The sequence below is a fragment of the Enterococcus sp. S22(2020) genome (assembly GCF_020295385.1).
In the GTDB taxonomy this organism is placed as follows: domain Bacteria; phylum Bacillota; class Bacilli; order Lactobacillales; family Enterococcaceae; genus Enterococcus_L; species Enterococcus_L dunnyi.
Genome location: NZ_JACFUD010000003.1, coordinates 545,914 through 570,561 on the forward strand (window position 1 = coordinate 545,914; position 24,648 = coordinate 570,561).

A 24,648-nucleotide genomic window follows, 5' to 3' on the forward strand; every position below is an offset into this window, starting at 1 on the left:
GATGTCATATATTACAATTAGATGATAAGTTTATTTCCAGATTTTAAATTTCATCGTTTTTTATTAATCTTATGGTTCTTAAAGGATTATTCCTCGTAGATTATGGTATACTTTTATTTGTGTTATCAAAGAATATATGGTGGTGCAAAACTAGTAGCTGGATGTCTTTTGAGCAGCACTTCTTGTTCCATTTCTAAAATATGAAAATCAAAAAGCGAGGATGTTACTTTGAAGAAGAAATTATTACTTACACTTTCATTTATATTGTTAGTCCATGCAGCGCCTATGAGCGTATCTGCTGAAGACATCGATCAAAAAATCGATAGCCAAACGAAAAAAATAGAAGAAATCATAAAAAATGAACAAGACGCTAAAGAATATTTAGCTACTCTAGAAACTGAGATCGAAACAATCGAAAATGAATACCAATCTGTGCTATCTGAAAAACAAAAACATGAAAAAGAAATGAACAAACTAAATACAGATATCGCAACTTTGGAAACAAAGATCGAAAAAAGAAATGACCAGTTAAATGCTCAAGCAAGAGTTACCCAAACAAATAATGAACAAGAATCAGTTCTAGCTGTCATTCTAAATTCTGAGTCGATTTCAGATGCTATTTCTAAAGCATTGGCAGTAAACACATTGGTCACTGCGAACAATGATATTTTGACCGCTCAAAAAGAAGATAAAGAAGAACTTGATAAATTGAAAGTTTCTTTAACTAAAACATTAGAAACGCTTGAAAAGAAAACTGCTGAGCTTGAAGAAAAAGAAGCTGCATTGACTGAAGCGAAGCTAGAGCAAAATGTAAAAATCAATGAAATTTCAGCTGCCCTTGCTACTGAAAAGGCAGAGAAAGATAAATTTGTTAAACAAAAAGAAGAAGCTGCAAAGAAAAAAGCCGCTCAATTAAAAGCGATCGCCGAAGAAAAGAAAAAAGAAGCGGAAGCAAAAGCAATCGCTGAGAAACAAGCCAAAGAATTAGCAGCAAAAGAACAGCAAGCTGCAGCAGCTTCAAAAACAACTGATTCAGAGAATACCACTACAACAGTTCCGGATACAAATACAGTTAGTACGGTTGAGACCCCTTCTGACTCTAACGACAGTCAAGAAGTTGTGACGCCACCGACTTCTTCAGGCGGCTGGGCTTCTCCTGTTGCAAGCATGATCGTAACAAGTGGATTTGGCGGAAGAGAAGATCCTACGGGGATTTCTGGTTCTTTCCATGATGGTATCGACTTTGGGGGCGCTAGCGGCACTCCAATCATGGCCTCACGCGGCGGTGAAGTCGTAACAGCAAATTACGGAGGTATGGCTGGAAATCATGTTGTTATAAAACATGATAATGGCTACTATTCTTACTACCTACACATGAGCAGTCTGAGCGTTTCAGCTGGGCAAAGTGTTAGTGCGGGACAAACATTAGGTGGTATGGGAACAACTGGTAATTCAACAGGAGTCCATTTACACTTTAGTATTTCTACTGGTTTATGGAGTGGCTTTGTAAATCCTGCCCCATTCCTAGGTTTGTAATCAATTATATAAAGATAAGAATTTTGGGAAGTTCCTGATTTTCTTATCTTTTTATTTTATGTAATTATTTAAAGTCCTGTACAGAACATGATATAATTAAGATAGATAAAGAAAGGTGATGAGTAAAATGATCAATGACTACAAAAATATTTTAGTTGCTGTTGATGGATCAAAAAATGCTGAGTTAGCCTTGCAGCATGCGGTTGCAATCGCTAAAGAAAAAAATGCCACCTTATACTTGCTTTCTGTCGTTGATGAAAATGCAATCAGCCACAGCTCTTATGCATATTCAAAAGTTTTAGCTGAAGAGAAAGAAGCGATCGAAAAAGAATTATTGAAAAATATCTATTATGCCACACAACAAGAGGTCCATGATGTGATTCCTCTTGTTGAAATCGGAAATCCTAAAGAAACGATCGCAACAATCGTTCCCGCCAATCAATCCATTGATTTGATCGTTGTCGGAGCAACAGGAAAAGGACAGATTCAGGCAAATCAACTCGGTACTACTACAAGCTATGTTGTACAGTATGCACCTTGTAATGTTTTAGTAGTTAAATAAATAATAAGTAAAAAAAGTAGGAGCTGCTGATAAGCGCTCCTACTTTTTTTACTTATTTCTCTAATTTAGCGATCAAAATAAAACGATGTTGAAGATTTTTGACTTCACCATTTAGTGACAATTCGTTTTGCAGCTTTAGTAACTCATCAAAATGGACCGATACCGAAAAATCGGGGTACTCCCAAGGAATTCTTTTCATGTAGTAAATCAGTCCTTCCATATCATAAAATTTTTGATAAGGAAAAAATTCTTGACCGAAAATCAAACTGAAATTTGTTTTTTTTAGTCCTTCTCCAGCAGTCTTTAAAGACCAACTTGTATGATCTCTTTGTTCAACCATTGTCATTTTTTCTGAAAGAATAAGCCCATTTTTTTCTCCAACCTGTTGAGTGATAAATAATCCACCCGATCTCAGAACACGTCTAACCTCTCTTGGATCATAGGACTCATGACTATTTAAAACGATGTCGAATGAATCATCTGGAAAATCTAAACGATTTGTTTCATCAACATAAACGATTGTAATTCCCAAAGGTTTCAGTACCTTTTGAAGTCGCTCATAGTTAGGCCGCCACCCTTCCGTTACACTTGTTCGCTTATAGGGGTGACCAAAAGTCAATAATCGTTCCCCTCCTCCAGTTCCCATATCTAATAGAGACATTGATTCTTTTAAATATTTACGAACAAGATCATCATAAGACCAAGGTAACTCTTCTACGCTCCACCGATTCTCCATATAAGAAAAATCCCATCCGAGAATATTCTCCTGCTCAAGTGATTGCCAATATTTCTTTTGTTTTTCTTTTTTCATAACCGCTTCTCCCTTACTTAATCGTTATACAGTAAGATCAATACAGTTATTTTTCTGATAGATAAACTTTGGCTCAATACAATCTCTATCAGATCATAACTGTATTGAGCAGCTACCTCGATGCATCACTTTTCCTTCTTTCATTCTAGTAAAAAATAAACAGCCATTGAGATTTTTTTTAGTTGAGTATACTGGTATTATTTTAGCCCATTATGATCGATCAGTTCTTTAAACCAATGTCCGCTTTTTTTCAATCTGCGCTGATCCGTTTCTAAATCTAACTGATAAAAACCATATCTATTTTTATACCCATTCAACCATGACCAACAATCGATGAATGTCCATGAATGATAGCCAAAGCAATTACTTCCTGCCTCGATCCCTTTATACAGCTGTTCCAAATGTTCTTCCATAAATTCGATACGATAATCATCCTGAATCATCCCTGTTTCATCCATAAATCGTTCTTCATCAGCAACGCCCATACCGTTTTCAGAAACATACCAAGGAATATTTTTGTATTCATTTTTGATCATCATTGCCACATCATAAAGCGCTTCTGGATAAATTTCCCAACCGCGGTAAGGATTGATTTTTTTATTTGGCCAGTCGTAATGAGCGTAGAAATCTTCTGGTGAGCTTGCCGGATGATTGACCCGTTCGGGTGCTTTAACACGGCGCGGCTGATAGTAGTTCATACCAATAAAGTCGACTGTATTTTGTTCAATTTCTATTAAATCTGTTTTTGCCGTAACTGGAAGTAACTGATTCTCAGCCAAACAATCGATCAGTTTCTTTGGAATCGTTCCTAAAACAGCTGGGTCTAAAAAGCTTTTTGTGTTCAATAAATCTGCGATTTCCGCCGCCTGTCTATCTTCTACAGACTCACTTCTTGGATAACAAGGAGAAACATTCAAAATAATACCGATTTCACCTGGATAGTTGCCGTTTCTAAACATTTTTACAGCCATAGTATGCGCCATCAACGTATGATAGCCTACTTGAACTGCCTTTTTAAAATCATTGACTGCCGGATAATGGTAGCCATACAAATAACCACATTCGACATGAACCATGGGCTCATTGAAAGTCGTCCAATACTCAACTAGATCGCCAAACAGATCAAAACAGGTCTTTGCATAAAACGCAAATGCATCTACAGATTCACGTACTTCCCATCCACCTTTTTCCATCAGCCACCAAGGCATATCAAAGTGAAACAAATTGATGATCGGTTTTACCCTATTGACACGAAGCTCCTCAAAGTAGGAACGATAAAATTCGACTGCTTCTTGATTGATGGTTTTTCCATCTGGTAATAAACGAGTCCAAGCAATAGACGTCCGAAAGGAATTCATATGAATGTCTTTCATCCGCTTCACGTCTTCTTTATAAAACTCGTACATATTTGTTGTGTGTTCAGGACCTTGGTTTTTTTGGAATTTTTCCGGTGCTAATTCATACCACTTGTCCCATGTCGAAGGACTTTTTCCGTTTAATAAGCTGTGACCTTCTGACTGCGTAGCTGAGGTCGCTGCTCCCCATAAAAAATGTTTTGGAAATTTTTTCATCTAACCGTCTCCTATTTGCCTATTTTTAGTGTCTCTAACACTAACTTGTAAAACATCATATTTGCTTATGAGAACCATTCATGAGCCTAATAGCATTAACATTGATTCCTTCAAACGTCAACTTGGGATCGTCTTTCGCTTAAATGAGCATCTGTTAGAGAACTTCTTTTTCTGCCTGATCATTCGCCGTTAAAAAGATTTTTTTAAAGAAGTTGCTTTATCGTATTCTGATAGATCTTATCATCCATCAATACGTAATTCTCTACGTTATCTCCATCATAAGCATAAACGTTTTTCCCGTGATGTTCAACAATTCTCATTGTTTTATAGCTAATTCTATTTATCTTGCTTGCTCTGTTTAGGATCGATCTGTATAGATAGTTAAAAAGATTTCCTTTAAGGAACCTAAGCTACAACGGCAAACGATTTCACAAAAATCAGATAATTGTACGTACAACGAACGGAACTTAGACGAAATCCGAACCAAACTGAAAAAACAATTCCGATAATCTATTTTTTAAATCTTTTTATGTAATTATTACAATGTCATTCATATTGATCAGATACAAAAAAGGCCATGACATAACTCTATAAGTTACGGCATGGTCTTTTAGCAATGAGTAAACGTAGAAGTAGAAATGACTTCACTTTGTTTCGATCATCTCTCTCTAAATATCAACATCAAGGTCTTTATTCTCAAAGCTCTATGCTTCTGGTTTGACTAGTTTTCCTTATGTCAACACTTCATATTCGGCAATCGTACTAGAAATAATCCCAGAGGATTTTGACTTTTCTCTCGACTCTTTCTTTTCTGAATTTCTTTGATGCATTTGTTTAAAAGACTGACTTTTTACCCAATTTTTTTGGTGCTCCTTTGATACCCAGCGACTTAGCACAACTAATTCTGTGATTTCTGGAGTTTCTGGCAACACTCGATACATCAACTGAAAATTTAAAAATCCTTCAACTGCTTCCATGCTTTTTTTCGTATGACCTGCAGTAAACTGCTGAATAATTCGCTGGGAATGTTCTGTTTCTGCCTGGATCGTATTCGTTACAATATACATTTATTTCCCTCCATGATCGATCTCTGTATTTTCAATAAAATAGTCATCGATGATTTCTCCTTGATCAAAATGCACGATTCGCTGGCATGTTTGGCTAAGAAATTCTTTATCATGTGAAATGATCAAAACCAAAATATCTCGCTCCTTCAACCAACATATTGTTGTGGCAACTTCTTCCATATGCATCAAATCAAGTCCACTTGTAGGCTCATCAAAAATAATGATTTTCTTTCCAGATAAAACAGCACTGGCAATCGCGACCCGTTGTTTTTCTCCACCTGATAAGGTTTGAGGATGGCGAAAAAGCAGCGGTTCTAAATGAAGCATCGCGATGATTTGATCGATTTCTTCACTTTCTTTTGCATGTAGACAGATTTCTTTTTCTACAGTTTCAAAAAATAGCTGTAAATTCACATCCTGCATGACAACAAAACTTTCTTTGATCAGCTCTTTAGGTGTCATTGTTTTTTGGTTCAATAGGATTTTCCCAGAACGCGGCTTAATGAGACCTGATATAAGTTTCGAAAAGGTAGATTTTCCTGCACCATTATGACCAATGATGCCTGTTACAGATGAACTAGCTAGCTCTAAATCAGGGATTCTTATAGAAACTGATCCGCTTCTTCGATAGTGAAAATCCAAATTTTGACAAGTTAGTACATGCTCTCTTGAAACTTTCGGTGATTCTTTTTTTATAAGAGCCGTTTGCTCAAGCGAACGCAGTCCTAACTGACGTATCTCATCAGGTGATTTTTCATTCATTTCTTGTCGTGTATATTGTGTAACGATCTCCCCTTCATCCATAAGTATATAGCGATCTGCAAGTTCTTTTAAATAGTACAAACGATGTTCAGAAACTATGATCGTCATTCCTAAATTTTTGAGGATTTGTAAATATTCTTTCAGTTTTCCAACTGTTTCACCATCTAAATTACTCGAAGGCTCATCTAATAAGAATAAGTGATGTTCCAACATACTTGCAGAAGCAAAAGCAATCAACTGTTTCTGTCCACCGGATAAATGAAACATGCTTCTATCTAAAAATGGTGTCAACGAAAATAATTCTGCGATTTCATCGATTCTTTCAATGATTTCTGTCCTAGGTACACCATAATTCTCCATAGCAAATGCTAATTCTGAATAAACATCATTTGTAAAAAATTGTGTTTTAGGATTTTGAAAAACCGTACCGATATCACGAACATACTGGTTAAATTCTTTCGTTAAAAAGTCGTGTCCTAAAATCGTTCCTTCTCCTGTCAGATCTCCCGTATATAATTCTGGTATCAAGCCATTCAACAGTCTAAGCAGTGTCGATTTTCCACAACCGCTTTTTCCACATAAAACAATAAATTCACCAGGCTGAACAGATAGATCGATGCTCTTGATCACCGTCTCTTTATCCTCATAAGCAAATGTCATCTTTTTTAAGTCGATCATCCAATCTTCCTCCCAAACAACATACCTAGAATAAGAAAGCCCATCAATACATAGTCCTGTATTTTTAAACGAATCTCATAAACACTTGTATGAGCTGTTGGGTTAGCCAATCCTCGAGCTAGCGCAGCTGCTGATAAATCCAATGACGTATTTTCCGCTGACATCAGTACGGGAACAATGATGTATTCCATTGTTTGAAAAGGATGCATAAATAAATCTACTGTCGAGACAGCGATCCCCCGATACTTCATAGCATTTCGGATACTTTTAAAATCTTGAAAAAGAGTTGGGAAAAAGCGAAATAGCACCGTTAAAGGAACGATCAAGCCAAAAGGTATACGGCATTTTTTTAATGCTGCGATCCATTCACTGATTTTTGTCTGATTCATTGCAAAAGCTGCTGCCATAACCGTCGGTAATAAACGACGATTCCCAACCAAAAGGAAATCAAAAAAAGCTGCCGCTCCATTATCTATGTAGGGAAATAACAAATGATCACCAAGAATGAACAACCAAAAAATCGCATAGAAAATCGTTCCTTTTTTAAATGCACCATTTAAAATAAACAGTCCATATAACAAGCTCACAAAAAGTATTTCAGCAGTAAATGGTAAAGGGAACATCAGCAAAAAGCTTGCAAATAAAATCGTACATAACTTACTTCTAGGATCAAACGTTACGTATACTTTGCTCATAATTCTTCCCTTTAGTTTTATCAAAATGCTTCACATAGATTTTTTGTCCAATCAATATACCTAAAACACTACAAACAATAACAGCGATCGTACAAAAATAAAACATGCCCGTCGTGATCGGTGTAAAGACTTTTTCGATGTAGACTGAATCTTTGCCGCGTGTAATCAATGCATCAATATATGCATTTTTCATAAACCACAATGGCAGCACAGGACCCATCAATCCAAAACTAAAAACAGTATAACTGATCATCGTCCGAGCTTTTTGTGGTAATCTCGTTTTATATTGCAGTAAATCTGCAGCGACTGCACAAATAATACTTGGTAAGAATGATAAAGGAAAATGTCCAGATATCAGGAAAAATAATCCCATCACACTCCCCATGATCGTAATCGCACCGAATCGAGGAACACGCTGGATCACTAATAAATAGACGATTCCAGCGAACAAAGCAGTCGCACTAGGAATCAAAACATTGTTAAATGTAGGAATCGTGAATGTTAGGATCGCCAAGGCAATCGATACAATCAAAAAATAAATAGCAGTATAAATACCAATTGAAATAAAATCTTGAATTTTTAATTTTTTCATTTTCCCGGCCCTTCTTGCTTTACTATAGATAAAAATAATAACTGCCCATAGACAGGACTGTTTATTTTAAGTTGATATCGTCCTTTAGTCAACAGATCAGTTAAAAAAATAGCTGATGGTCTGTTACGTTCGAAAGGATGGATAGCCCGTCTAAAGAATCCTTGATCCACTCCTTTCCTTATTGAGTTAGTATAACACAAGCACATGATAATGAGAATCATTATCAGTAAAATAAAACTCACCTTTTATAACTGATCAAAAACCAACCCTAGTCAGATATCTGCACTAGGATTGGCTTTTGATCATTGAAGTGTTCCAGCATTTTCTTCTCTATCAAACGGATTCGTTACACACGCTTCAATAGCATAATAAAGACCGTCACAAATGGTTTGAAGTGGTAAACAAGCCGTTCCAGGTGCCCGATCCAGTACCTGTCCAGGCTCAAAAGGAACATGGATAAAGCCACCTCGTACATCGGGATATTCTCGATCGATCAGATATAATAGTCGATACATCACTGCGTTACAGACAAAAGTACCTGCCGTATATGAAATATCTGCAGGTAACTCATGAGCTACTACATTTTTTCTCATTGCTTTGATCGGTAGGTTCGTAAAATAGGCAGTTTCTCCATCTAGCTCTAGTTTAGCACCTACCGGCTGATTTCCTTTATTATCTGGAATTCTTGCTTCGGCCAGATTGATCGCAACTCGCTCAAAAGAAATGGCACTACGTCCACCAGCTTGCCCCACACAAATGACGATATCAGGCTTCATTTCTTCAAGAAGCCTCTTCAAAATAACACTACTTTTTTCAAATTCAGTGGGAATTTCAGCTTTGACTATCGTCGCTCCAGCAATTCTATCCGGTAAGAGTTTTACAGCTTCATATGAAGGATTTCTTGATTCTCCACCAAACGGATCGAATCCAGTTACCAATACTTTCATTGTACAAATCCACTTCCTTTCAGCTAAAATACACCGTTTTCTTCTTCAGCGTTTTCATATAACATTTTTTTCTTCCCATCTTCCATCGTTTCCCAATTTTCATCATAAATGTGATCTAAACATCCATGATCATCATAAGAAAGAATGAATTTATGCTCTTTCGTTTCGTCATGGAATAAAAGAAAGTGCTCTTTTATTCCGTACTTTACATTTAAATCATCAATAGACTAGATCATGCTTTGACTAACGGTATAATCTGTGTGGCAATTTTTTCTAAAAACGCTTGATCATGCTCTACTAAAAGCATGGTTGGCTTGACGGATAAAATCAATTGTTCTAACTGCTCTTGATTAAATACATCCAAATAATTCAAAGGTTCATCCCAGATATAAAATTCTGCTGGCATCGCCAAAGATTTTGCCAGTTCAACTTTTTTACGCTGCCCCATACTCATTTGCTCGATCCGATTATGAAAAACGTCTCTTTCCATCCCGAGTTTATGCAAATTATTGAGAAATTCTTGGTGATTTAGTCCTTGTGCTTCTGAGAACTCCGTCAATGTTCCTCGATTATCCTCATAATTTTGGCGGACATAGCTGATGTTCAATTTTTCAGGACGATTGATTTCTCCTGAACTTTCTCCTTCGAACTGATTCAGTAATAAACGAATGATCGATGATTTTCCTGAGCCGTTTGCACCAGTCAATGCAAGTCGATCCCCTTGATTTAAAGTGAAAGAAACAGGTTGAAACAAAGGCTCACCTTGATAGCTTAAAGCTAAGTGTTCAACTGTCAATAGGCGCTTATTGTGTCCAGGCTGATAGTTCATGGTCAATGGATCGATATACTCGATATCTTTCAATAAGCTTTCTTTTTCAGCGAGCTGTGTTTCCATCCTACTCTCGATCGATTTTGATCGTTTCATCGTACGTGCTGCCCGAGCACCGATAAAGCCTGTATCGTAAATTGCTCCACTACCTTTTTCAGAAGCTTTTCCATACTTATCTTGTTCTTTCGATCGAGACCATTCAGCTTTTTCAGCAGCTGTTTTTCGGAGACGAGTGACTTCTTTTTTTAGCTTTTCATTTTGCGCTAGCTCAAACTCATCTTTTATCTTCTTTTGTTCCTCATAAACAGAAAAATTTCCTTGATATAATTCCAGCTGACTCTTCTCGATCGATAATACATGATCAACGACGTCGTCTACAAAAGATCGATCATGACTAACAACGATAAATCCCTGACGTTTCTTTTTCAAGTATTCTGCTACTTGCTTGCGACCTGCGATATCTAAATGATTAGTCGGTTCATCGATCAGTGGAAAATACTGATCATCAATGAATAATAAAGCTAGCAGTACTTTCGTCTGCTCCCCACCAGATAATGTTTCAAACTCACGCCATAAAATTTGCGGATCAACATTCAAAAGATTCAACTCACGTTCGATTTCCCATTGTTCAAAATCACTGATCTCCTGTAAAACATAAAAAGTCAGCTGTTTTTTATCCTTGATAGGCTGCGGGAAGTACAAAAATTCTAATTGATGGTTGATTTGTCCGCTATAGCTTAGCTTGTTCTGTAAAATATTTAGGAGCGTCGTTTTTCCCCGCCCATTTCTTCCAATTAGACCTAATTTCCAGCTGGTATCGAAATTTAGATTTGCTTGGTCAAATAAGAGTGTTCCTTGATTATCATATCCAAACGTTAGTTGTTTGATTTCAATTTTTGACATATTATCACCTCGTTAAAAAAAAGCGGAAGGCTGCTTTAAACACCTTCGACACTTTTCAGAACTGGCTTACTCATTTATCTGTACACAAAAAGACCCGTACACTGAAAAATCATCGCCAATCCTGAAAATCTGCACACTGCTCCCTTGAAATACTTCAAGATACAGTCTGAATGCAGCTTCAACAAATCGACTTAATTTTTCAATGCACGGATCCCTCTCTTCGTTTTTATTGTTTTCAATATAGCATGAGGAAATATTACTTGTCAAGAACTGCCTTTTACGGATGGATAAAGTAAATAGCTCTGATACTTTTTTTTCAGAAAAAAACTTACTTTTATGATACTTTTGAAAAGATTCTATCAATCTTTCTAGTCCCATACTTTATGTGATGGTTTTGTTTTATACTGAGAGTGTGAACATTTGCAAACGGAGGGATTATTTTGAAAATAGAACATATTGGATTATGGGTTCGTGACTTAGAAGCGATGCGAACATTTTATCAGACGTATTTCAATGTAACATCATCGGAGCTTTATCATAATACTAAAACAAGTTTTCATTCTTATTTTTTGACTTTCGAAGATGGCGCTAGATTAGAGATCATGCAGCGTGAAGATGTTACGAATAGCACTGGCACCAGTGAAAGCTTAGGCTTTGCCCATTTAGCGATTTCTTTAGGAAGTAAACAAAGCGTTGATGCGCTGACGAATGTTTTAGTACTGGAGGGCTATGAATTGTTAAGCCCTTGCCGAACAACTGGTGACGGTTATTATGAATCAGTGATTGCTGATCCAGAAGGAAATCGATTGGAATTAACTGTATAGTGAGGAGAAACGAACATGACTATTAAAGCAATTGTATTAGATATCGATGGCACTTTGTTAAATGATGACAAAGAAGTATCAAAAAACACACGGGAGTCCCTGATCGATGCACAAAAAAACGGGATCAAAGTCGTATTGGCTTCCGGCAGACCAACTCCCGGTATGTTAAAATACGTCGAAGAATTGAAATTGGATCAATATAATGGGCTGCTTGTTTCATATAATGGCGCACATGTTTTAGACGTTTGCACGCAAGAAGAACTGTTCAGTCAACCTCTTTCTACTGAAACAGCAAAAGCTATTTTAGAACATTTAAAACAGTTTGATGTGAAACCAATGATCGCTCACGGTGACTATATGTATGTGAACGATGTTTTCGATGGTCTCCTTGATCTTGGCGCTATGGGTAAACAGTTCAATATCATTGAGTATGAATCTCGCGGCGGGAACTTCCAGTTATGCGAAAAAAAAGATTTAGCTGCTTTTGTTGAATTTCCATTACACAAAATTTTAGTGGCTGCTCAACCAGAATATTTACAAAAACATGCCGAAAACATTTTAGCCCCTTTTAAAGATATAGTGAGTGGCGTCTTTTCTGCTCCAATGTATTTCGAGTTTACTGATCAGGGGATCGACAAAGCTCATGCTCTAGAGCAATCGCTTAAGCCTTTAGGAATCCAGCAAGAGCATATTGTTTCTTTTGGTGACGGACATAATGATTTGTCGCTCATCAATTACGCTGGAATCGGTATTGCAATGGGCAATGCGGTAGATGAATTAAAAAGTGCAGCGAACAAAGTTACAGCGACTAACAACGAAGATGGAATTGCAAAAGCATTGGCAGAGTTACTTTAAAACAGCCGTTTCAGTTTTCATTATTTATTCAACTTTTGAGTGCCGAACCAACCGTAGAAATAATGCTTGGTTCGACACTCTTTTTTACATAAATGGTCATTATCAGGTATACTGAATTCAGTAACACGAACATCATTGAAAGGTAACTGATATAATGAGCCTATTTTTTAAATTAAAAAGCTTAGATTCTTTAACTGCTAGTGAACAAACTCTCGTTGATTACATTTTAGAAACGCCGGATGAGGTGATCCACTTTTCTCCACAAGAGTTGGCAGAACATTCTTACGTGTCGATTTCAACCATTTATCGTTTGATCAATAAGCTTGAGCTTGATGGTCTGAATGACCTTAAACTCGCCTTAGTCAATGATTTAAATGAGCACCGAACGACACCGATCATCGATATAGACTATCCTATTTCTGCCGAAGACAATCTCTATGCAATGACGACCAAATTGAAAACAGTATACGAACAAACTGTACAATCCACCATCGATACAAACAATTTTGATCAAATGGCAGCAAATAGTGATTTATTGAAACAAGCGAAATATATCGATGTTTATGCTTCTTCCGCAAATATTTATTTTGCTCAAAACTTTCAATTTCAACTGCAGGAAATCGGGAAACGAATCAATGTCCCCATCGATGATTACACACAAAACCTGAGTGCAGCGAATAGTACACCAGACCATCTGGCGATCGTTGTTTCATATGAAGGACGAGGTTCTAGTGTCAAAAAAATCTTAGATACCTTAAAAAAGAATCAAAGTAAAGTACTGTTGATCACCTCTAAAAATAGCCCTTTACTTAAAACAAAAGTTGATGGCATCTTTCTTTTTTCATCCTTGGAGAACCATTATAACAAGATTTCTTCTTTTTCTACACGCATGTCCTTGATGTATATCTTTGATTGTCTCTACCTTAGCTTTTTCAATCAAGATTATGAAAAGAACCTTGCCTATAAATTAGCCAACTATCAAAAAATGAATCCTAACTTGATATAAATGAAACAGCCAGCTGAAAATTCACTCTATCAGCTGGCTGTTTTTTCAACTGTTTAAAACTAGACATCTACCGATTTATCAAGCCTATGTCCATTTTCATTTTTAACACACGATACACAGATTGATCCAATGCCTCTGTTGTATACACTCCTTGTTCGATTCCTTGCAGCACATAGGGAATCTGTTCTTGAAAGGAGGAAGATAGAATCAAGTCATTGCCGGCTTGCAGTGCAGCCAAACCTGCTTCTTCCTGGGGAATAAATTCGGCTAATCCCGCCATATCCATATCATCTGTCATGATCACGCCCTGAAACCCTAACTCATTACGCAATAAATCATGGACTGGTTTTGAAATAGATGCCGGCATTGTTTCATCAATACTTGTTACAATATTGTGAGACACTAAGACACTATCAGCGCCAGCCAAGATCCCTGCTTTAAAAGGTAAAAAGTCGTTCGTTTGTAATTCAGCTAAAGTTCTTGTATCATAAACGATTTCGACATGAGAATCTCGATTATTCCCATAACCTGGAAAATGCTTCAACGTAGAAACAAGCTTTTGATTTTTCAGCTCTTCTACGCTTGTTTTTATATACTCACTTGTTTTATCTGCATCTAATCCTAGCGTCCGATCGTAAATAAATGCTTGAGGATCAGTAGCAACATCAGCGTCAGGGAAAAGACCGGCTTGAATACCGTAAGAGTGTAAAACAGTGGCTTTTTGCTGAATATCCCTACGAATTCCCGTTAGACCTGAAGCTTGATAAATTTCTTGGGGTGACTGAAAAGCATCTGCAACTAAATCAGTTCCTCTACTTAAACGAGAAACAGTTCCACCTTCCTCATCAGAGGCAATCAATAATGGAATTTTACTTGCTTCTTGATAAGAAGCAATTTTTTCTTTTAATGTCTCTGGCGTCTCCATTTCTACATCGCGCCCAAAGAGTAAATAGCCGCCTAGATGATTCAGTTGAATACTCTCGATCTGACCTTCAACCGGCACACGAGCTAAGAATAACTGACCGACTTTTTCTTCCAAACTCATGGAAGCCATCAACTTTTTGATTGCTTCATCCTGCGTTTTAGCTGAAGTTCTTTTTTGTGTTGAAGAAGTTGTTGTACTGCTCGCCAAAGTTGTTTCTGATCGTTGACTTGTTTCCTTTTGTTCTTTTTGATTCATGACTAAAATCACTCCCAAGCTGATAACAAAAATAAGTAATAAGAGTAAGATCGCAGTAATAAATGTTCTTTTTTGATTGATAGTCGTTCCTCCTAATTTAAAAGCAGCTCATTGCTTTGATGCTGTTTATTTTCTTCATACCGCTATCACCGATCACTTTAAATCTCTATGTTAGCTTCTGCAGCGAAAGATCTAGGTGACAATCTAAGTATTCACTCCACTCATTTTAACAGTTTCTACCATTGAAGTGCCAGTCACACAACTTTTTTTGAAACTTGAACGCTAATTTTTGACAAAAAAGTAGCCGCGTGAGATGCTCTAGTCGTATAAAATAAAAAAAGAGAGGTTGATTTTCTATGGCTACAATGGTATTTGTCAATTTTCCAGTAAGTGATGTTAAACGAGCGACAGAATTTTATGAAAAATTAGGTTTTAAAAAGAATGAAGAATTTTCTAATGAAGAAGCAAGTTCAATGGTTTGGGATGATAATTTTTGGATCATGTTGTTGAATCATGATTTCTACAGTAAATTTATCAAAGAAAAAACGATTGCAGATGCCCGAACGACAAGCGGTGTCTTAGTATCATTCAGTATGGAAAGTGCGGAAGCTGTGAAAAAATTTGGTGAGACAGCCAAAGCAAACGGTGGAGATTTTTATAAAGTTGATATGGGCATACCAGAAGATCAGATGTATGGTCTTGAGGTACAGGACTTAGATGGCAATACGTTAGAACCTACTTGGATGCAAATGTAAACCAATAAATAAGATGAAAAACGATGACTCAAAAAGGACGCAACACTTAAAATAGATATGGCTACGTCTTTTTATCGTCGTATATTTTAGAGGCTGTGATATAACTAGTTGCTAGTTATACCACAGCCTTATTTTTTTATATCAATCAAACAAAAATAACTTCTTCTCTTTTGCTATTCTGTATTCATTTTAGAATGTATGTATGCTATCCTATTGTAAGTTACTCGTATGAAAACGAAAGGAAAAACAAACAATAAATGAAAAAATTACTATTTTTAATAGCAAGTATGCTGCTTTTAACTAGCTGCTCCTCTAGCAATACAGAAACAAAAGAAGAGACGAAAGACTCAACACCTTGGGTTACCTTTGATACGATCGATATTGAAGCCAATGAGTATGGGAGTTTCGTATTATCAGGTTCAGCAAAGACCTCTTTCTCCATAACATACAACAATCATACTACATCTATTTTTGTTAAAGATGGAAAATTTAAAACGATCCCATTATATGACAAGAATTTTCCAGATTCTATCCCAATCTCTTTCAAAGTATACGGTTCAGATGACTATAAGCCCTTCACACAAACTTTTACTTTAAATTACAGTAAATACATCGCAAGAAAAGAAGCTGACGAACAACACGCTCAGAAGATCAAAGAGAACATGCCTCTTCTTTTAGAAGATATTGTGACCGCTTCCAATGGGCAAATCATTGCTATAGAACCTATTTGGGGTAATTACACTACGTTGAAAGTTGTCCTCCCTCTTGACCTTAAATATGAAAAAAATGGTGAGAAAAAACGCGCAATGGACAGCTTAGGGCATGATATCCAAGCAAAAACTTCCGAAATTCTTTCCGCTGGAAAAGAGACAATCCCCTCCCTCACCTTTAGATACAGCCAAACGAATGAACTACTTGGCCAATCTCAGGCATTGTTTAAAAATCGCTTCACTTTGATTGACAAGGATACGAATTGATCATTTAGCGGACTTATACAAATATACTGAAAACGGAGAATGAATCTATTCTCCGTTTTCAGTATATTTCACCACTAACAAGCGACTATTGAAAGTATGTCCCAACCTTTAATATGATCGATTCATTCAATTTACTTTTTTTCTTGAACAACATTCACTAGCTTTCCTGGACAAAATAAATTCGGATTGATTTTTAGCAGAGCAATCAAGAATAAAGCTGTCACAACTGCTGTTGCTAGACCGCTGATGCCATTCATAACAAATGAAAACAGCCATGGGTTCATTCCCCACAATGCAAAGCTTCCCCAGAAAATCACACCGGCAATAAAATGCCAGAAATAACGCATCAATGTCCCTAAAAATGTTGCATAACAAATGATCGACACACTCTTTTTAAACGTACCATTTTGGATCGACTGCTGTAGCTTCCCACTAAAAACGCCCGCAAATCCTGCGAAACCAAAGGCCAAAATGTATTCAATCACCACTTGAACTGGGGTCAAATAATACACTTGGGCTAACGGAAAATGAAGTAATCCCCAGATGAATGCTGAGAAAAAACCAGCCTTCGCCCCTCTTCTTAAAGCAAAAAGAGTCACAGGAATCATCCCTAAAGAAATTGAAAAACTGCTGCCGATATTCGTTGGAATAAAAGACAAAATCATGGCAATTGCCGCAACGATCGTTCCTTCGATCCAGACTTGTAATTCTTTTTTTCGTTGCATAAAAAAACTCCTCCTTTAGAACGACCAATTCACAAAGGAGGAGTAAAATGCGTATATTTACTCCATCACAATTCCTACGCTCGTATTAACGAACAGGTTCGAAGGGTTTAGAGTAGGTACTCAATCTCAGCCAAGGCTCCCCTTTGTGATGGGTTCTATTTAATTTTTAGTTTGCATCTATTAGACACTACAATAAGCCTATCATGTCTAGCGAAAAATGTAAAGCTTTCCATTTCGCCATATTTGCACTAGCTATAAGATACACAAAAAACGTTTAGAAACTAACTATAGACGTTTTTATAATGCTTATCCTCAATTACTCAATATTCACCTTTGATCACAAAAAACGAACCGCGAATCGTACCGGCAAGCTTTGATTTTTGTCGAGCAAATTTAAATTTCCCTTCAAACTCAACCGGGATATCGATTCCATCAGATAATTTGAATCCAACAGCTCGTTTTCCCCCGTCTTCTAACGTATACATCACGTTGACAGATAAACCATTCTCGTAAAACACATAAGCCATTTTGATTCCATCAACTTCAAAACTTGAAACTTCTAGTGGTTTATACGGAAACGTCAAATCACGTTCTGCCAGAATTTTTTTGATCCAAGCTAGCGTTTCTGGATCTTCACTTGCAGGTACTGTTACAAATTCATGCTTGTATTTATTCCAATAATAACGCGCCTCATTTGCTCGTAGGCCAGCTAATGCTTCAGCTGCTGATGAGCTTTCAAAGCCAACTGTCGATACATTTTTAAAATCTACTTTATAAGACATGAAGGTTCCTCTTTTCTAGTTTTATATGCTTATTATAAGAAGACGATCAATTCTTTACAACTATTAGAACTGACAATTATTAATAGAAAACTATTGTAATTTCGCTGTCCTTTCACTATAGTAGACTTGTAAAACATTTAACAAGCGGAGGGGCTAAATGATGAAGATCTTGTATATATCTATCTCGGGAAATACCCGTTCCTTTGTAAAACGTCTCGTTGATTATGCCGATACTCAGCATAATGTTCAAATCAACGTACTGGAAATCCATGAAAATTCAACGTTCGAAAATGAGACAGAACCATTTTTCACCTTCGTTCCTACTTACTTGGATGGTGGAAACGGCGTAGATAATGGTGATACCGAAATATTGACAGAAACGATGCGGGAATATTTAGATTATCATGATAATTATCGTTATTGTCTAGGAGTTGTCGGTAGTGGAAATAAAAATTTCAATCATCAGTATTGTTTGACTGCTAAGCAGTATGCAGAAAAATTTGGTTTTCCTTTTTTGGCAGATTATGAGCTGCGCGGAACACAAGAAGACATCGAACATGTCTATCGTATTTTAGCCAATACAGCTAAAGACTAAATAAACAAAAAAACTTGCGTTTCAGTTATAGCTGAAACGCAAGTCTTTTTGCTTATTATAATAGTTCTTTTCTTAATTCTTCATCTGTTTTTGGTGACAAATATTTCGGCGGAATATCTAATACAGTAAATGCACCGAACTGTTCCTCCTTAGCCAAACGAACACACGCTCTCGCATAAGCAACCAAGACGCTTGCTGTAAATTCTGGATTACTTTCTAGTTGAAGATTGTATTCAATGACTTGTTTCGTATCTTCATGCGTTGTTCCAGTGTGCAACACAGTACCTCCATGCGGCATTGCCTTATGCTCTTGATCCAATTCAGCTTGGGAAATAAAATGCACTTCCGTATCATAATCTGCAAAATAATTCGGCATCGAAATGATTTCTTCTCGGATTTTTTCTGCATCACTGCCTTCTTCCAACACAACAAAACATTCTCTAAAATGTTTATCTCTTGTTGTCAAATTCAATGTTTCACCAGCTTTAAGTTTAGCGATCACTTCGCTATTTGGGATCGTATATTGAACAGCATCACTAACGCCTTCGATTCTTCTGAGCGCATCTGAATGTCCCTGACTGACTCCTTTGCCCCAAAACGTATTCGTCTCACCAACAGGCAAAATACTTTGTGCATATAAGCGATTTAAGCTGAATAGACCTGGATCCCAGCCAGTAGAAATGATCGATGTTGTTTGATTTTCCTTTGCTGCTTGATCCACTTTTGTAAAATGCTCTGGAATCTTCGCATGTGTGTCAAAGCTGTCGATCGTATTGAATTGTTTTGTCCACTCCGGTGTTTGTGTTGGCAGATCTGTTGCTGATCCACCGCATAGAATACACACATCGATAGCGTCTTTTTTACCGTTCAATTCATCCATCTTATAAGCTTTTGCCCCTTCGGTTTGAACGGTCTCAGGTGCTCTTCTTGTGAATACTCCGACTAATTCCATATCTTCATTTTGTTTGATCGAACGCTCAACGCCGCGTCCAAGGTTCCCGTACCCGATAATTGCTACTTTGATCATACTTACATTCCTCCACTTCTCTTGAATTTGATTATAACAAAAGAATAGTTTCCCTGACAATGACTCTAAAAAACTTTTGCGGCATATTGTTTCTTTATATAAAAAACCGCAATAATCATTTTTGGAGTTTAGAAAAAAGCTAGAAATGACCTCTTCCTTGTCATTTCTAACTTTAATCGGTTTTAACTTTTTAAGCTTCGTCTGCTAAATCCTCAAACTGAGAATTGTAAAGTGACGCATAGTAGCCACCTTCAGCAAGTAATTCATCATGTGTTCCTTGCTCTTTGATATCTCCGTCTTGCATATAAAGGATCTTATCTGCATCTTTGATCGTAGATAAACGGTGAGCGATAACAAATGACGTACGTCCAGCCATTAAATTATTCATCGCCTCTTGGATCAATCCTTCTGTTCGTGTATCAACAGAAGAAGTTGCTTCGTCTAAGATCAAGATCGGTTTGTCGGCTAAAATAGCGCGGGCGATCGTCAATAATTGTTTTTGACCTTGAGAGATATTAGAAGACTCTTCATTCAATTCCATATTGTAGCCGCCAGGCAATGTTTGGATAAAGTGATGGACATGCGCCGCTTTCGCAGCAGCGTAGACTTCTTCATCCGTTGCTTCAAGACGACCGTAACGAAGATTTTCCATGATGGTTCCTTTGAATAACCAAGTATCTTGTAAAACCATTCCGATATTCTTACGTAGATCGGCACGATTGAAATCTTTGATATTGTGGCCATCGATCTTGATTGCACCAGAATTGACATCGTAAAAACGCATCAGCAATTTGACCATTGTTGTTTTCCCTGCACCCGTTGGACCAACGATCGCAACTGTCTGTCCTGGTTCCACATGGGAACTGAAGTCATGGATAACGATTTTATCTGGTGTATAACCAAATTGTACATGGTCAAAGTCGACCATTCCTTCGGCTTTATCGATTTTAACTGGATTTGGTACCGTTTGATCTTCTTCTTCCTCACCAAGAAATTCGAAGACACGTTCAGCAGCTGCCGCCATTGATTGAAGCATATTAGATACTTGCGCTAATTGAGCGATCGGCTGTGTTAAGTTACGTACATATTGGATGAACGCTTGGATATCCCCAACTGTGATCGAACCATTATATGCCATGATCCCACCAACGATCGCAACTGCAACATACCCTAAGTTTCCGACAAAGTTCATGATCGGCTGCATCAAACCTGAAAGAAATTGAGATTTCCAAGCTGATTTGAATAGCACATCATTTTGTTCTTTAAATTCATTCAAAGAGTTTTCTTCATCATTGAACAAACGCACGATATTGTAACCGCCGATCGTTTCTTCAACTTTACCATTGATCACACCAAGATATTCTTGTTGTGTTTTAAAGTATTTTTGTGAGTTTTTTACAACGATCATGATCAAAATAAAGGAAATCGGTACGATCAAAATCGCAATTCCTGTCATTTTAACTGAGATCGAAAGCATCATCACGATAACTCCAATGATGGTGAAGACAGATGTGATCAGTTGTGTGATCGATTGGTTCAATGATTGTCCTAATGTATCCACGTCATTTGTGATACGAGATAAAACTTCCCCAGTCGTCCGACTTTCAAAATAGTTCATCGGCATACGATTGATTTTCTCTGATATTTCTTTTCTCATGCGGTAGGTGATTTTTTGCGAAATCGTCGACATGATCCAGCCTTGGATGATCCCGAATAACGATGCAACAAGGTATAAACCTAGCATGAATAATAGGATACCACCGATTTTTTCAAAATCGATCCCACCGGTTCCTTGATATTTCTTGATTAAACCATTAAATAATTCTGTGATTGCTTTGGATAAAATTTTTGGTCCCCAAATATTGAATACGGTTGAGGCGATCGCAAAGATCATCACAAAGAATACAGGAATTTTATAGGCGCCGATATACGACACTAATTTCTTGATCGTTCCTTTGAAATCTTTTGCTTTTTCTACTGGAGCAATTTGTCCAGGACCACCGCCGCGACGAGGGCGGTTTTGTTTTTCTTCTGCCATTATTTGCTCCTCCTTACTCCGCTTCTTCTATGCCTAATTCAGCATTGCTTAATTGTGACTGAGCGATTTCTTGATATACTTTTGATGATTTCATCAGTTCTTCGTGCGTTCCTTGATCAACGATACGTCCTTCATTTAACACGATAATGTTATCTGCATGAAGGATCGTTGAAATTTTTTGAGCAACGATGATCTGTGTTGCATCTTTGATATTTTCAGACAAAGCCTTACGTAAAGCAACGTCAGTTTTATTATCAAGTGCTGAAAATGAGTCATCAAAAATCAAGATCTTAGGATTTTTAGCTAGAGCACGAGCAATGGACAAACGTTGTTTTTGACCACCGGAAACATTCGTTCCACCTTGAGAAATCTCACGGCTGTAGCCTTTTTCATTCGAATCGATAAATTCTTCTGCTTGTGCAATTTGAGCTGCTTTTTTCATTTGTTCATCTGAAATATCTGCATCTCCAAATTTGATGTTTGACGCGATATCACCTGAGAAAAGTACCCCTTTTTGAGGAACAAATCCGATGATTTCATGTAATTTATGCAAGGACATTTCCCGAATATCGATGCCATCGATTGTGATTCGTCCACCTGTGACGTCGAATAATCTAGGAATCAAATTGATGACCGTTGATTTACCAGATCCTGTTGAACCGATCAATGCGGTCGTTTGCCCTGGTTTTGCCACAAAATTGATATGATGTAAGACATCCTCATCGGCATCGCCATATCTAAATTGAACAGCTTCGAATTTCACTTCACCATTGAATTCATGGTCGTCTTTTGGTTGTTTTGGATCTTCGATCGTCGGTACGGTCTCAAGAACTTCTTCCACACGGCCTGCTGCTACATTTGCACGAGGAAGAATGATCGATACCATCGACAACATCATGAAGGCCATAACGATTTGCATCGTATAGGTGATGAAGGCCATCATGTCCCCAACTTGAAGTTGGCCCATATCCATATTATGACCACCGACCCAAACGATCAAGACTGAAATCCCATTCATCAACAGCATCATTACCGGCATCATGATCGACATTGCGCGGTTGACAAATAATTGAGTTTTCATTAAATCTGTATTTGCACGGTCAAAACGTTTTTCTTCAAATTTTTCACGAGAAAATGCCCGAATAACAGGTAGTCCAGTGATGATTTCACGAGAAACTAAGTTCACTCTATCCACCAAGTTTTGTAACGCCTTAAACTTAGGCATCGTTGTTGCCAATAAGGTTAGAACTAAAACCAATACCGCGCCGACCGCTACTCCAACGATCCAGCCCATACCAGTTCCTGTTCGGTAAACTTGGTAGATCCCGCCAATACCAAGGATCGGTGCATATAATACGATACGCATGATCATGACGATCCCCATCTGCATTTGTTGGATGTCATTCGTATTACGAGTGATCAATGATGCTGGTGAGAACTTTTCCATTTCTGTGTTGGAGAATTGCAATGTTTTTTCATATTGTCCCACACGTAAATTTCGTCCGACAGATGCTGCCACGATCGAAGCGATCAAACCGACAATAATTGCAGCGACAGCAGAAATCAATGTTAACAAGATCATTTTTGAGCCAGTTTTAATAATATAATCCGTTTGAATTTGTTGTGTGTCCATATTCAACGCCTTATATTCAGCTAACGTTAATTGGATCCCTACAGTTCTAAGTGAATTTGCTCCAAGATCACCTAAGTTATCTTCTGTTTTCTTTCTAGCAGCTTCCACTTTTGCGGGCATTTCATCCGTTCTTGTTTGTAAGGAATCTGCAAGCTTCTGTGCTTCAGCCCCTTTTTCCTGTGCTTGCGCTGCTAAAGATTGAGCTTCACTGGCATTGGCTGCCGCAGTAGCGGCATCTGTTGCACTTGCTGCAGCTTCGCCAGCTGCTTTTGCTTGTTCGCCTATTGCCTTAGCCTCTGCTCCTAACTTTTGGGCTTTTTCAGCATCGTTTCCGATTGCTTTATAGTCTTCGATGATTGCTTTGGCTTCACTTGCACTTTTAGAATCCTTTGCTTGAGAAGATGCTAACATCATCATCGGTAAATCAAAGACCTTAGCAAGCTTTTCTTTTGTCATTCCTTCTTGCAGATCTAGTTTATAAATGTCTACTTTTTCACCATCGATTTTTTGAGTTGTTTCTTTGTAGTTGTCCTCAATGATTTTCTTTTCATCTTCAGTCATGAACATTTCAATTCCCTGAAGAGTTGATTTTCTGATTTTTTCAGGCGTAGAGTTTTCAAGCCCTCCTTGTTGAATACCGATATCAACAATGTCGGATGTTAAGTTTGGTAAGCTTAGATCACTATTGGCTTGTACGACTAAAAGCACAAGAACTGCGATGACCGCATACCAGTATTTGCCTAGATATTTAAAAATCTTCACTATTGGTCACCTTCCTCTTTCAGAGATAATTTTTGGGCGCAGTCAACAAATTTCGCAACGAGTTCAATGAACAGTACTGTATCGTCTTCGCCCATCATTTTGAAAATTTGAACGACTTTATCACGCATTTGCTTTTTCTCTTGTTTGGCCGCTTTCTTGCCACACTCCGTCAAAGTAACATTGATTCTTCTACGGTCATTTGGGTCCATATTACGCTCGATCAGTCCCTTTTTTTCTAAACTTCCTAAAACAACAGCAATTCGGGCACTGGATAAATTCAGTGATTCCGCTAAATGCTTCGGGCTAGTGGGTTCACCATGTTTATAGAGAAATTTGATGACGATATTTTCACCTTGATTACTCTTTTCAAACTTGCTGAAGGCACTATTACGGTTCTCCACCATCAAACGAATAAGCTCTTGTTCAGCTTCCTCTGCGAATGACATATGACTCCTCCTTCTTTTAAAATAATCACTTTCACCGTTAATAGCTAACAGTGTTAGTAATTAATACTGTTCGATATTAACGCATATAGG

Annotated in this window: 23 protein-coding genes and 1 riboswitch; of the genes, 8 read left to right on the top strand and 15 right to left on the bottom strand. The window is 37.5% G+C overall.

All coding sequences use genetic code 11. The features are described 5' to 3' along the window. The first annotated feature begins 228 nt into the window (after window positions 1-228). Entirely contained in the window at window positions 229-1,536 is a 1,308-nt protein-coding gene (locus H3T55_RS08325; protein ID WP_225534090.1) for a murein hydrolase activator EnvC family protein, read from the top strand. A gap of 127 nt (window positions 1,537-1,663) precedes the next feature. Continuing rightward, complete coding sequence (locus H3T55_RS08330; RefSeq protein ID WP_225534091.1) at window positions 1,664-2,098, top strand: universal stress protein; 435 nt, start codon at window positions 1,664-1,666, stop codon at window positions 2,096-2,098. A gap of 52 nt (window positions 2,099-2,150) precedes the next feature. On the opposite strand, the gene H3T55_RS08335 is transcribed toward H3T55_RS08330, so the two are convergent. From H3T55_RS08335 to H3T55_RS08370, 8 genes are all read right to left on the bottom strand, one after another. Further along, entirely contained in the window at window positions 2,151-2,909 is a 759-nt protein-coding gene (locus H3T55_RS08335; RefSeq protein ID WP_225534092.1) for a class I SAM-dependent methyltransferase, read from the bottom strand. Between the two features lie 197 nt (window positions 2,910-3,106). Continuing rightward, window positions 3,107-4,480 (bottom strand): glycoside hydrolase family 1 protein, encoded by a 1,374-nt coding sequence (locus H3T55_RS08340; protein ID WP_225534093.1) that lies wholly within the window; start codon window positions 4,478-4,480, stop codon window positions 3,107-3,109. A 731-nt stretch (window positions 4,481-5,211) separates the two neighbouring features. Continuing rightward, on the bottom strand, window positions 5,212-5,547 hold the full coding sequence (locus tag H3T55_RS08345; RefSeq protein ID WP_225534094.1) for an antibiotic biosynthesis monooxygenase: 336 nt from the start codon (window positions 5,545-5,547) through the stop codon (window positions 5,212-5,214). Then, window positions 5,548-6,987, bottom strand: a complete 1,440-nt coding sequence (locus H3T55_RS08350) for an ABC transporter ATP-binding protein (RefSeq protein ID WP_225534095.1) — start codon at window positions 6,985-6,987, stop codon at window positions 5,548-5,550. Then, the gene (locus tag H3T55_RS08355; protein ID WP_225534096.1) at window positions 6,984-7,682 is read right to left on the bottom strand and encodes an energy-coupling factor transporter transmembrane component T; all 699 of its coding nucleotides are present in this window, start codon (window positions 7,680-7,682) and stop codon (window positions 6,984-6,986) included. The genes H3T55_RS08350 and H3T55_RS08355 overlap by 4 nt, the downstream gene beginning before the upstream one ends. Beyond that, window positions 7,657-8,274 (bottom strand): MptD family putative ECF transporter S component, encoded by a 618-nt coding sequence (locus tag H3T55_RS08360; protein WP_225534097.1) that lies wholly within the window; start codon window positions 8,272-8,274, stop codon window positions 7,657-7,659. Before H3T55_RS08360 ends, H3T55_RS08355 begins: the two co-directional genes overlap by 26 nt. 302 nt (window positions 8,275-8,576) lie before the next feature. After that, the gene (gene pcp, locus H3T55_RS08365; RefSeq protein WP_225534098.1) at window positions 8,577-9,221 is read right to left on the bottom strand and encodes a pyroglutamyl-peptidase I; all 645 of its coding nucleotides are present in this window, start codon (window positions 9,219-9,221) and stop codon (window positions 8,577-8,579) included. 232 nt (window positions 9,222-9,453) lie between these two features. Continuing rightward, a complete protein-coding gene (locus H3T55_RS08370) occupies window positions 9,454-10,953 on the bottom strand; it encodes an Lsa family ABC-F type ribosomal protection protein (RefSeq protein ID WP_225534099.1) in 1,500 nt (499 codons plus the stop codon). A gap of 440 nt (window positions 10,954-11,393) precedes the next feature. On the opposite strand from H3T55_RS08370, the gene H3T55_RS08375 reads away from it, so the two are divergent. From H3T55_RS08375 to H3T55_RS08385, 3 genes are all read left to right on the top strand, one after another. Further along, the gene (locus H3T55_RS08375) at window positions 11,394-11,777 is read left to right on the top strand and encodes a VOC family protein (RefSeq protein ID WP_176372767.1); all 384 of its coding nucleotides are present in this window, start codon (window positions 11,394-11,396) and stop codon (window positions 11,775-11,777) included. A 15-nt stretch (window positions 11,778-11,792) separates the two neighbouring features. Continuing rightward, entirely contained in the window at window positions 11,793-12,632 is an 840-nt protein-coding gene (locus tag H3T55_RS08380) for a Cof-type HAD-IIB family hydrolase (RefSeq protein ID WP_225534100.1), read from the top strand. A 154-nt stretch (window positions 12,633-12,786) separates the two neighbouring features. Next, window positions 12,787-13,638, top strand: coding sequence for a MurR/RpiR family transcriptional regulator (locus tag H3T55_RS08385; protein WP_225534101.1), 852 nt, complete (start codon window positions 12,787-12,789; stop codon window positions 13,636-13,638). Between the two features lie 67 nt (window positions 13,639-13,705). Here H3T55_RS08385 and H3T55_RS08390 read toward each other — a convergent pair whose 3' ends face one another. Further along, window positions 13,706-14,818, bottom strand: coding sequence for a glycoside hydrolase family 3 protein (locus H3T55_RS08390; protein ID WP_225534102.1), 1,113 nt, complete (start codon window positions 14,816-14,818; stop codon window positions 13,706-13,708). 356 nt (window positions 14,819-15,174) lie between these two features. On the opposite strand from H3T55_RS08390, the gene H3T55_RS08395 reads away from it, so the two are divergent. Both H3T55_RS08395 and H3T55_RS08400 read left to right on the top strand, forming a co-directional pair. After that, entirely contained in the window at window positions 15,175-15,573 is a 399-nt protein-coding gene (locus tag H3T55_RS08395) for a VOC family protein (protein ID WP_225534103.1), read from the top strand. 257 nt (window positions 15,574-15,830) lie between these two features. Then, window positions 15,831-16,550 (top strand): hypothetical protein, encoded by a 720-nt coding sequence (locus tag H3T55_RS08400; protein ID WP_225534104.1) that lies wholly within the window; start codon window positions 15,831-15,833, stop codon window positions 16,548-16,550. A 131-nt stretch (window positions 16,551-16,681) separates the two neighbouring features. Here H3T55_RS08400 and thiT read toward each other — a convergent pair whose 3' ends face one another. Beyond that, window positions 16,682-17,275 carry an energy-coupled thiamine transporter ThiT gene (thiT, locus tag H3T55_RS08405; RefSeq protein ID WP_225534105.1) on the bottom strand — a complete coding sequence of 198 codons (594 nt, stop codon included), beginning with the start codon at window positions 17,273-17,275 and terminating at the stop codon, window positions 16,682-16,684. A gap of 54 nt (window positions 17,276-17,329) precedes the next feature. Next, window positions 17,330-17,428, bottom strand: a riboswitch (TPP riboswitch). Window positions 17,429-17,595: 167 nt separating this feature from the next. After that, a complete protein-coding gene (locus tag H3T55_RS08410; protein ID WP_225534106.1) occupies window positions 17,596-18,057 on the bottom strand; it encodes a phage tail protein in 462 nt (153 codons plus the stop codon). Window positions 18,058-18,217: 160 nt separating this feature from the next. Between H3T55_RS08410 and nrdI the strand changes: the two genes are divergently transcribed. Next, window positions 18,218-18,652 carry a class Ib ribonucleoside-diphosphate reductase assembly flavoprotein NrdI gene (gene nrdI, locus H3T55_RS08415; RefSeq protein ID WP_225534154.1) on the top strand — a complete coding sequence of 145 codons (435 nt, stop codon included), beginning with the start codon at window positions 18,218-18,220 and terminating at the stop codon, window positions 18,650-18,652. Window positions 18,653-18,707: 55 nt separating this feature from the next. Here the strand turns inward: nrdI and H3T55_RS08420 are convergent, their stop codons facing one another. The 4 genes from H3T55_RS08420 to H3T55_RS08435 all read right to left on the bottom strand — a co-directional run bounded on the left by H3T55_RS08420 (window position 18,708) and on the right by H3T55_RS08435 (window position 24,558). After that, window positions 18,708-19,679 (bottom strand): diaminopimelate dehydrogenase, encoded by a 972-nt coding sequence (locus H3T55_RS08420; protein ID WP_225534107.1) that lies wholly within the window; start codon window positions 19,677-19,679, stop codon window positions 18,708-18,710. Window positions 19,680-19,869: 190 nt separating this feature from the next. Beyond that, a complete protein-coding gene (locus tag H3T55_RS08425) occupies window positions 19,870-21,717 on the bottom strand; it encodes an ABC transporter ATP-binding protein (protein WP_225534108.1) in 1,848 nt (615 codons plus the stop codon). Between the two features lie 13 nt (window positions 21,718-21,730). Further along, window positions 21,731-24,112, bottom strand: a complete 2,382-nt coding sequence (locus tag H3T55_RS08430) for an ABC transporter ATP-binding protein (RefSeq protein ID WP_225534109.1) — start codon at window positions 24,110-24,112, stop codon at window positions 21,731-21,733. Next, on the bottom strand, window positions 24,112-24,558 hold the full coding sequence (locus H3T55_RS08435) for a MarR family winged helix-turn-helix transcriptional regulator (protein ID WP_087639883.1): 447 nt from the start codon (window positions 24,556-24,558) through the stop codon (window positions 24,112-24,114). Before H3T55_RS08435 ends, H3T55_RS08430 begins: the two co-directional genes overlap by 1 nt. Window positions 24,559-24,648 lie beyond the last annotated feature (90 nt).

Coding starts and splice junctions, on each gene's coding strand:
- H3T55_RS08355 (WP_225534096.1), bottom strand. CDS start 7,682: ATGAGCAAAGTATACGTAACGTTTGATCCTAGAAGTAAGTTATGTACG.
- H3T55_RS08345 (WP_225534094.1), bottom strand. CDS start 5,547: ATGTATATTGTAACGAATACGATCCAGGCAGAAACAGAACATTCCCAG.
- thiT (WP_225534105.1), bottom strand. CDS start 17,275: ATGCAACGAAAAAAAGAATTACAAGTCTGGATCGAAGGAACGATCGTT.
- H3T55_RS08395 (WP_225534103.1), top strand. CDS start 15,175: ATGGCTACAATGGTATTTGTCAATTTTCCAGTAAGTGATGTTAAACGA.
- H3T55_RS08390 (WP_225534102.1), bottom strand. CDS start 14,818: ATGAATCAAAAAGAACAAAAGGAAACAAGTCAACGATCAGAAACAACT.
- H3T55_RS08370 (WP_225534099.1), bottom strand. CDS start 10,953: ATGTCAAAAATTGAAATCAAACAACTAACGTTTGGATATGATAATCAA.
- H3T55_RS08385 (WP_225534101.1), top strand. CDS start 12,787: ATGAGCCTATTTTTTAAATTAAAAAGCTTAGATTCTTTAACTGCTAGT.
- pcp (WP_225534098.1), bottom strand. CDS start 9,221: ATGAAAGTATTGGTAACTGGATTCGATCCGTTTGGTGGAGAATCAAGA.
- H3T55_RS08420 (WP_225534107.1), bottom strand. CDS start 19,679: ATGATCAAAGTAGCAATTATCGGGTACGGGAACCTTGGACGCGGCGTT.
- H3T55_RS08335 (WP_225534092.1), bottom strand. CDS start 2,909: ATGAAAAAAGAAAAACAAAAGAAATATTGGCAATCACTTGAGCAGGAG.
- H3T55_RS08410 (WP_225534106.1), bottom strand. CDS start 18,057: ATGTCTTATAAAGTAGATTTTAAAAATGTATCGACAGTTGGCTTTGAA.
- H3T55_RS08400 (WP_225534104.1), top strand. CDS start 15,831: ATGAAAAAATTACTATTTTTAATAGCAAGTATGCTGCTTTTAACTAGC.
- H3T55_RS08360 (WP_225534097.1), bottom strand. CDS start 8,274: ATGAAAAAATTAAAAATTCAAGATTTTATTTCAATTGGTATTTATACT.
- H3T55_RS08350 (WP_225534095.1), bottom strand. CDS start 6,987: ATGATCGACTTAAAAAAGATGACATTTGCTTATGAGGATAAAGAGACG.
- H3T55_RS08380 (WP_225534100.1), top strand. CDS start 11,793: ATGACTATTAAAGCAATTGTATTAGATATCGATGGCACTTTGTTAAAT.
- H3T55_RS08340 (WP_225534093.1), bottom strand. CDS start 4,480: ATGAAAAAATTTCCAAAACATTTTTTATGGGGAGCAGCGACCTCAGCT.
- H3T55_RS08425 (WP_225534108.1), bottom strand. CDS start 21,717: ATGGCAGAAGAAAAACAAAACCGCCCTCGTCGCGGCGGTGGTCCTGGA.
- H3T55_RS08435 (WP_087639883.1), bottom strand. CDS start 24,558: ATGTCATTCGCAGAGGAAGCTGAACAAGAGCTTATTCGTTTGATGGTG.
- nrdI (WP_225534154.1), top strand. CDS start 18,218: ATGAAGATCTTGTATATATCTATCTCGGGAAATACCCGTTCCTTTGTA.
- H3T55_RS08330 (WP_225534091.1), top strand. CDS start 1,664: ATGATCAATGACTACAAAAATATTTTAGTTGCTGTTGATGGATCAAAA.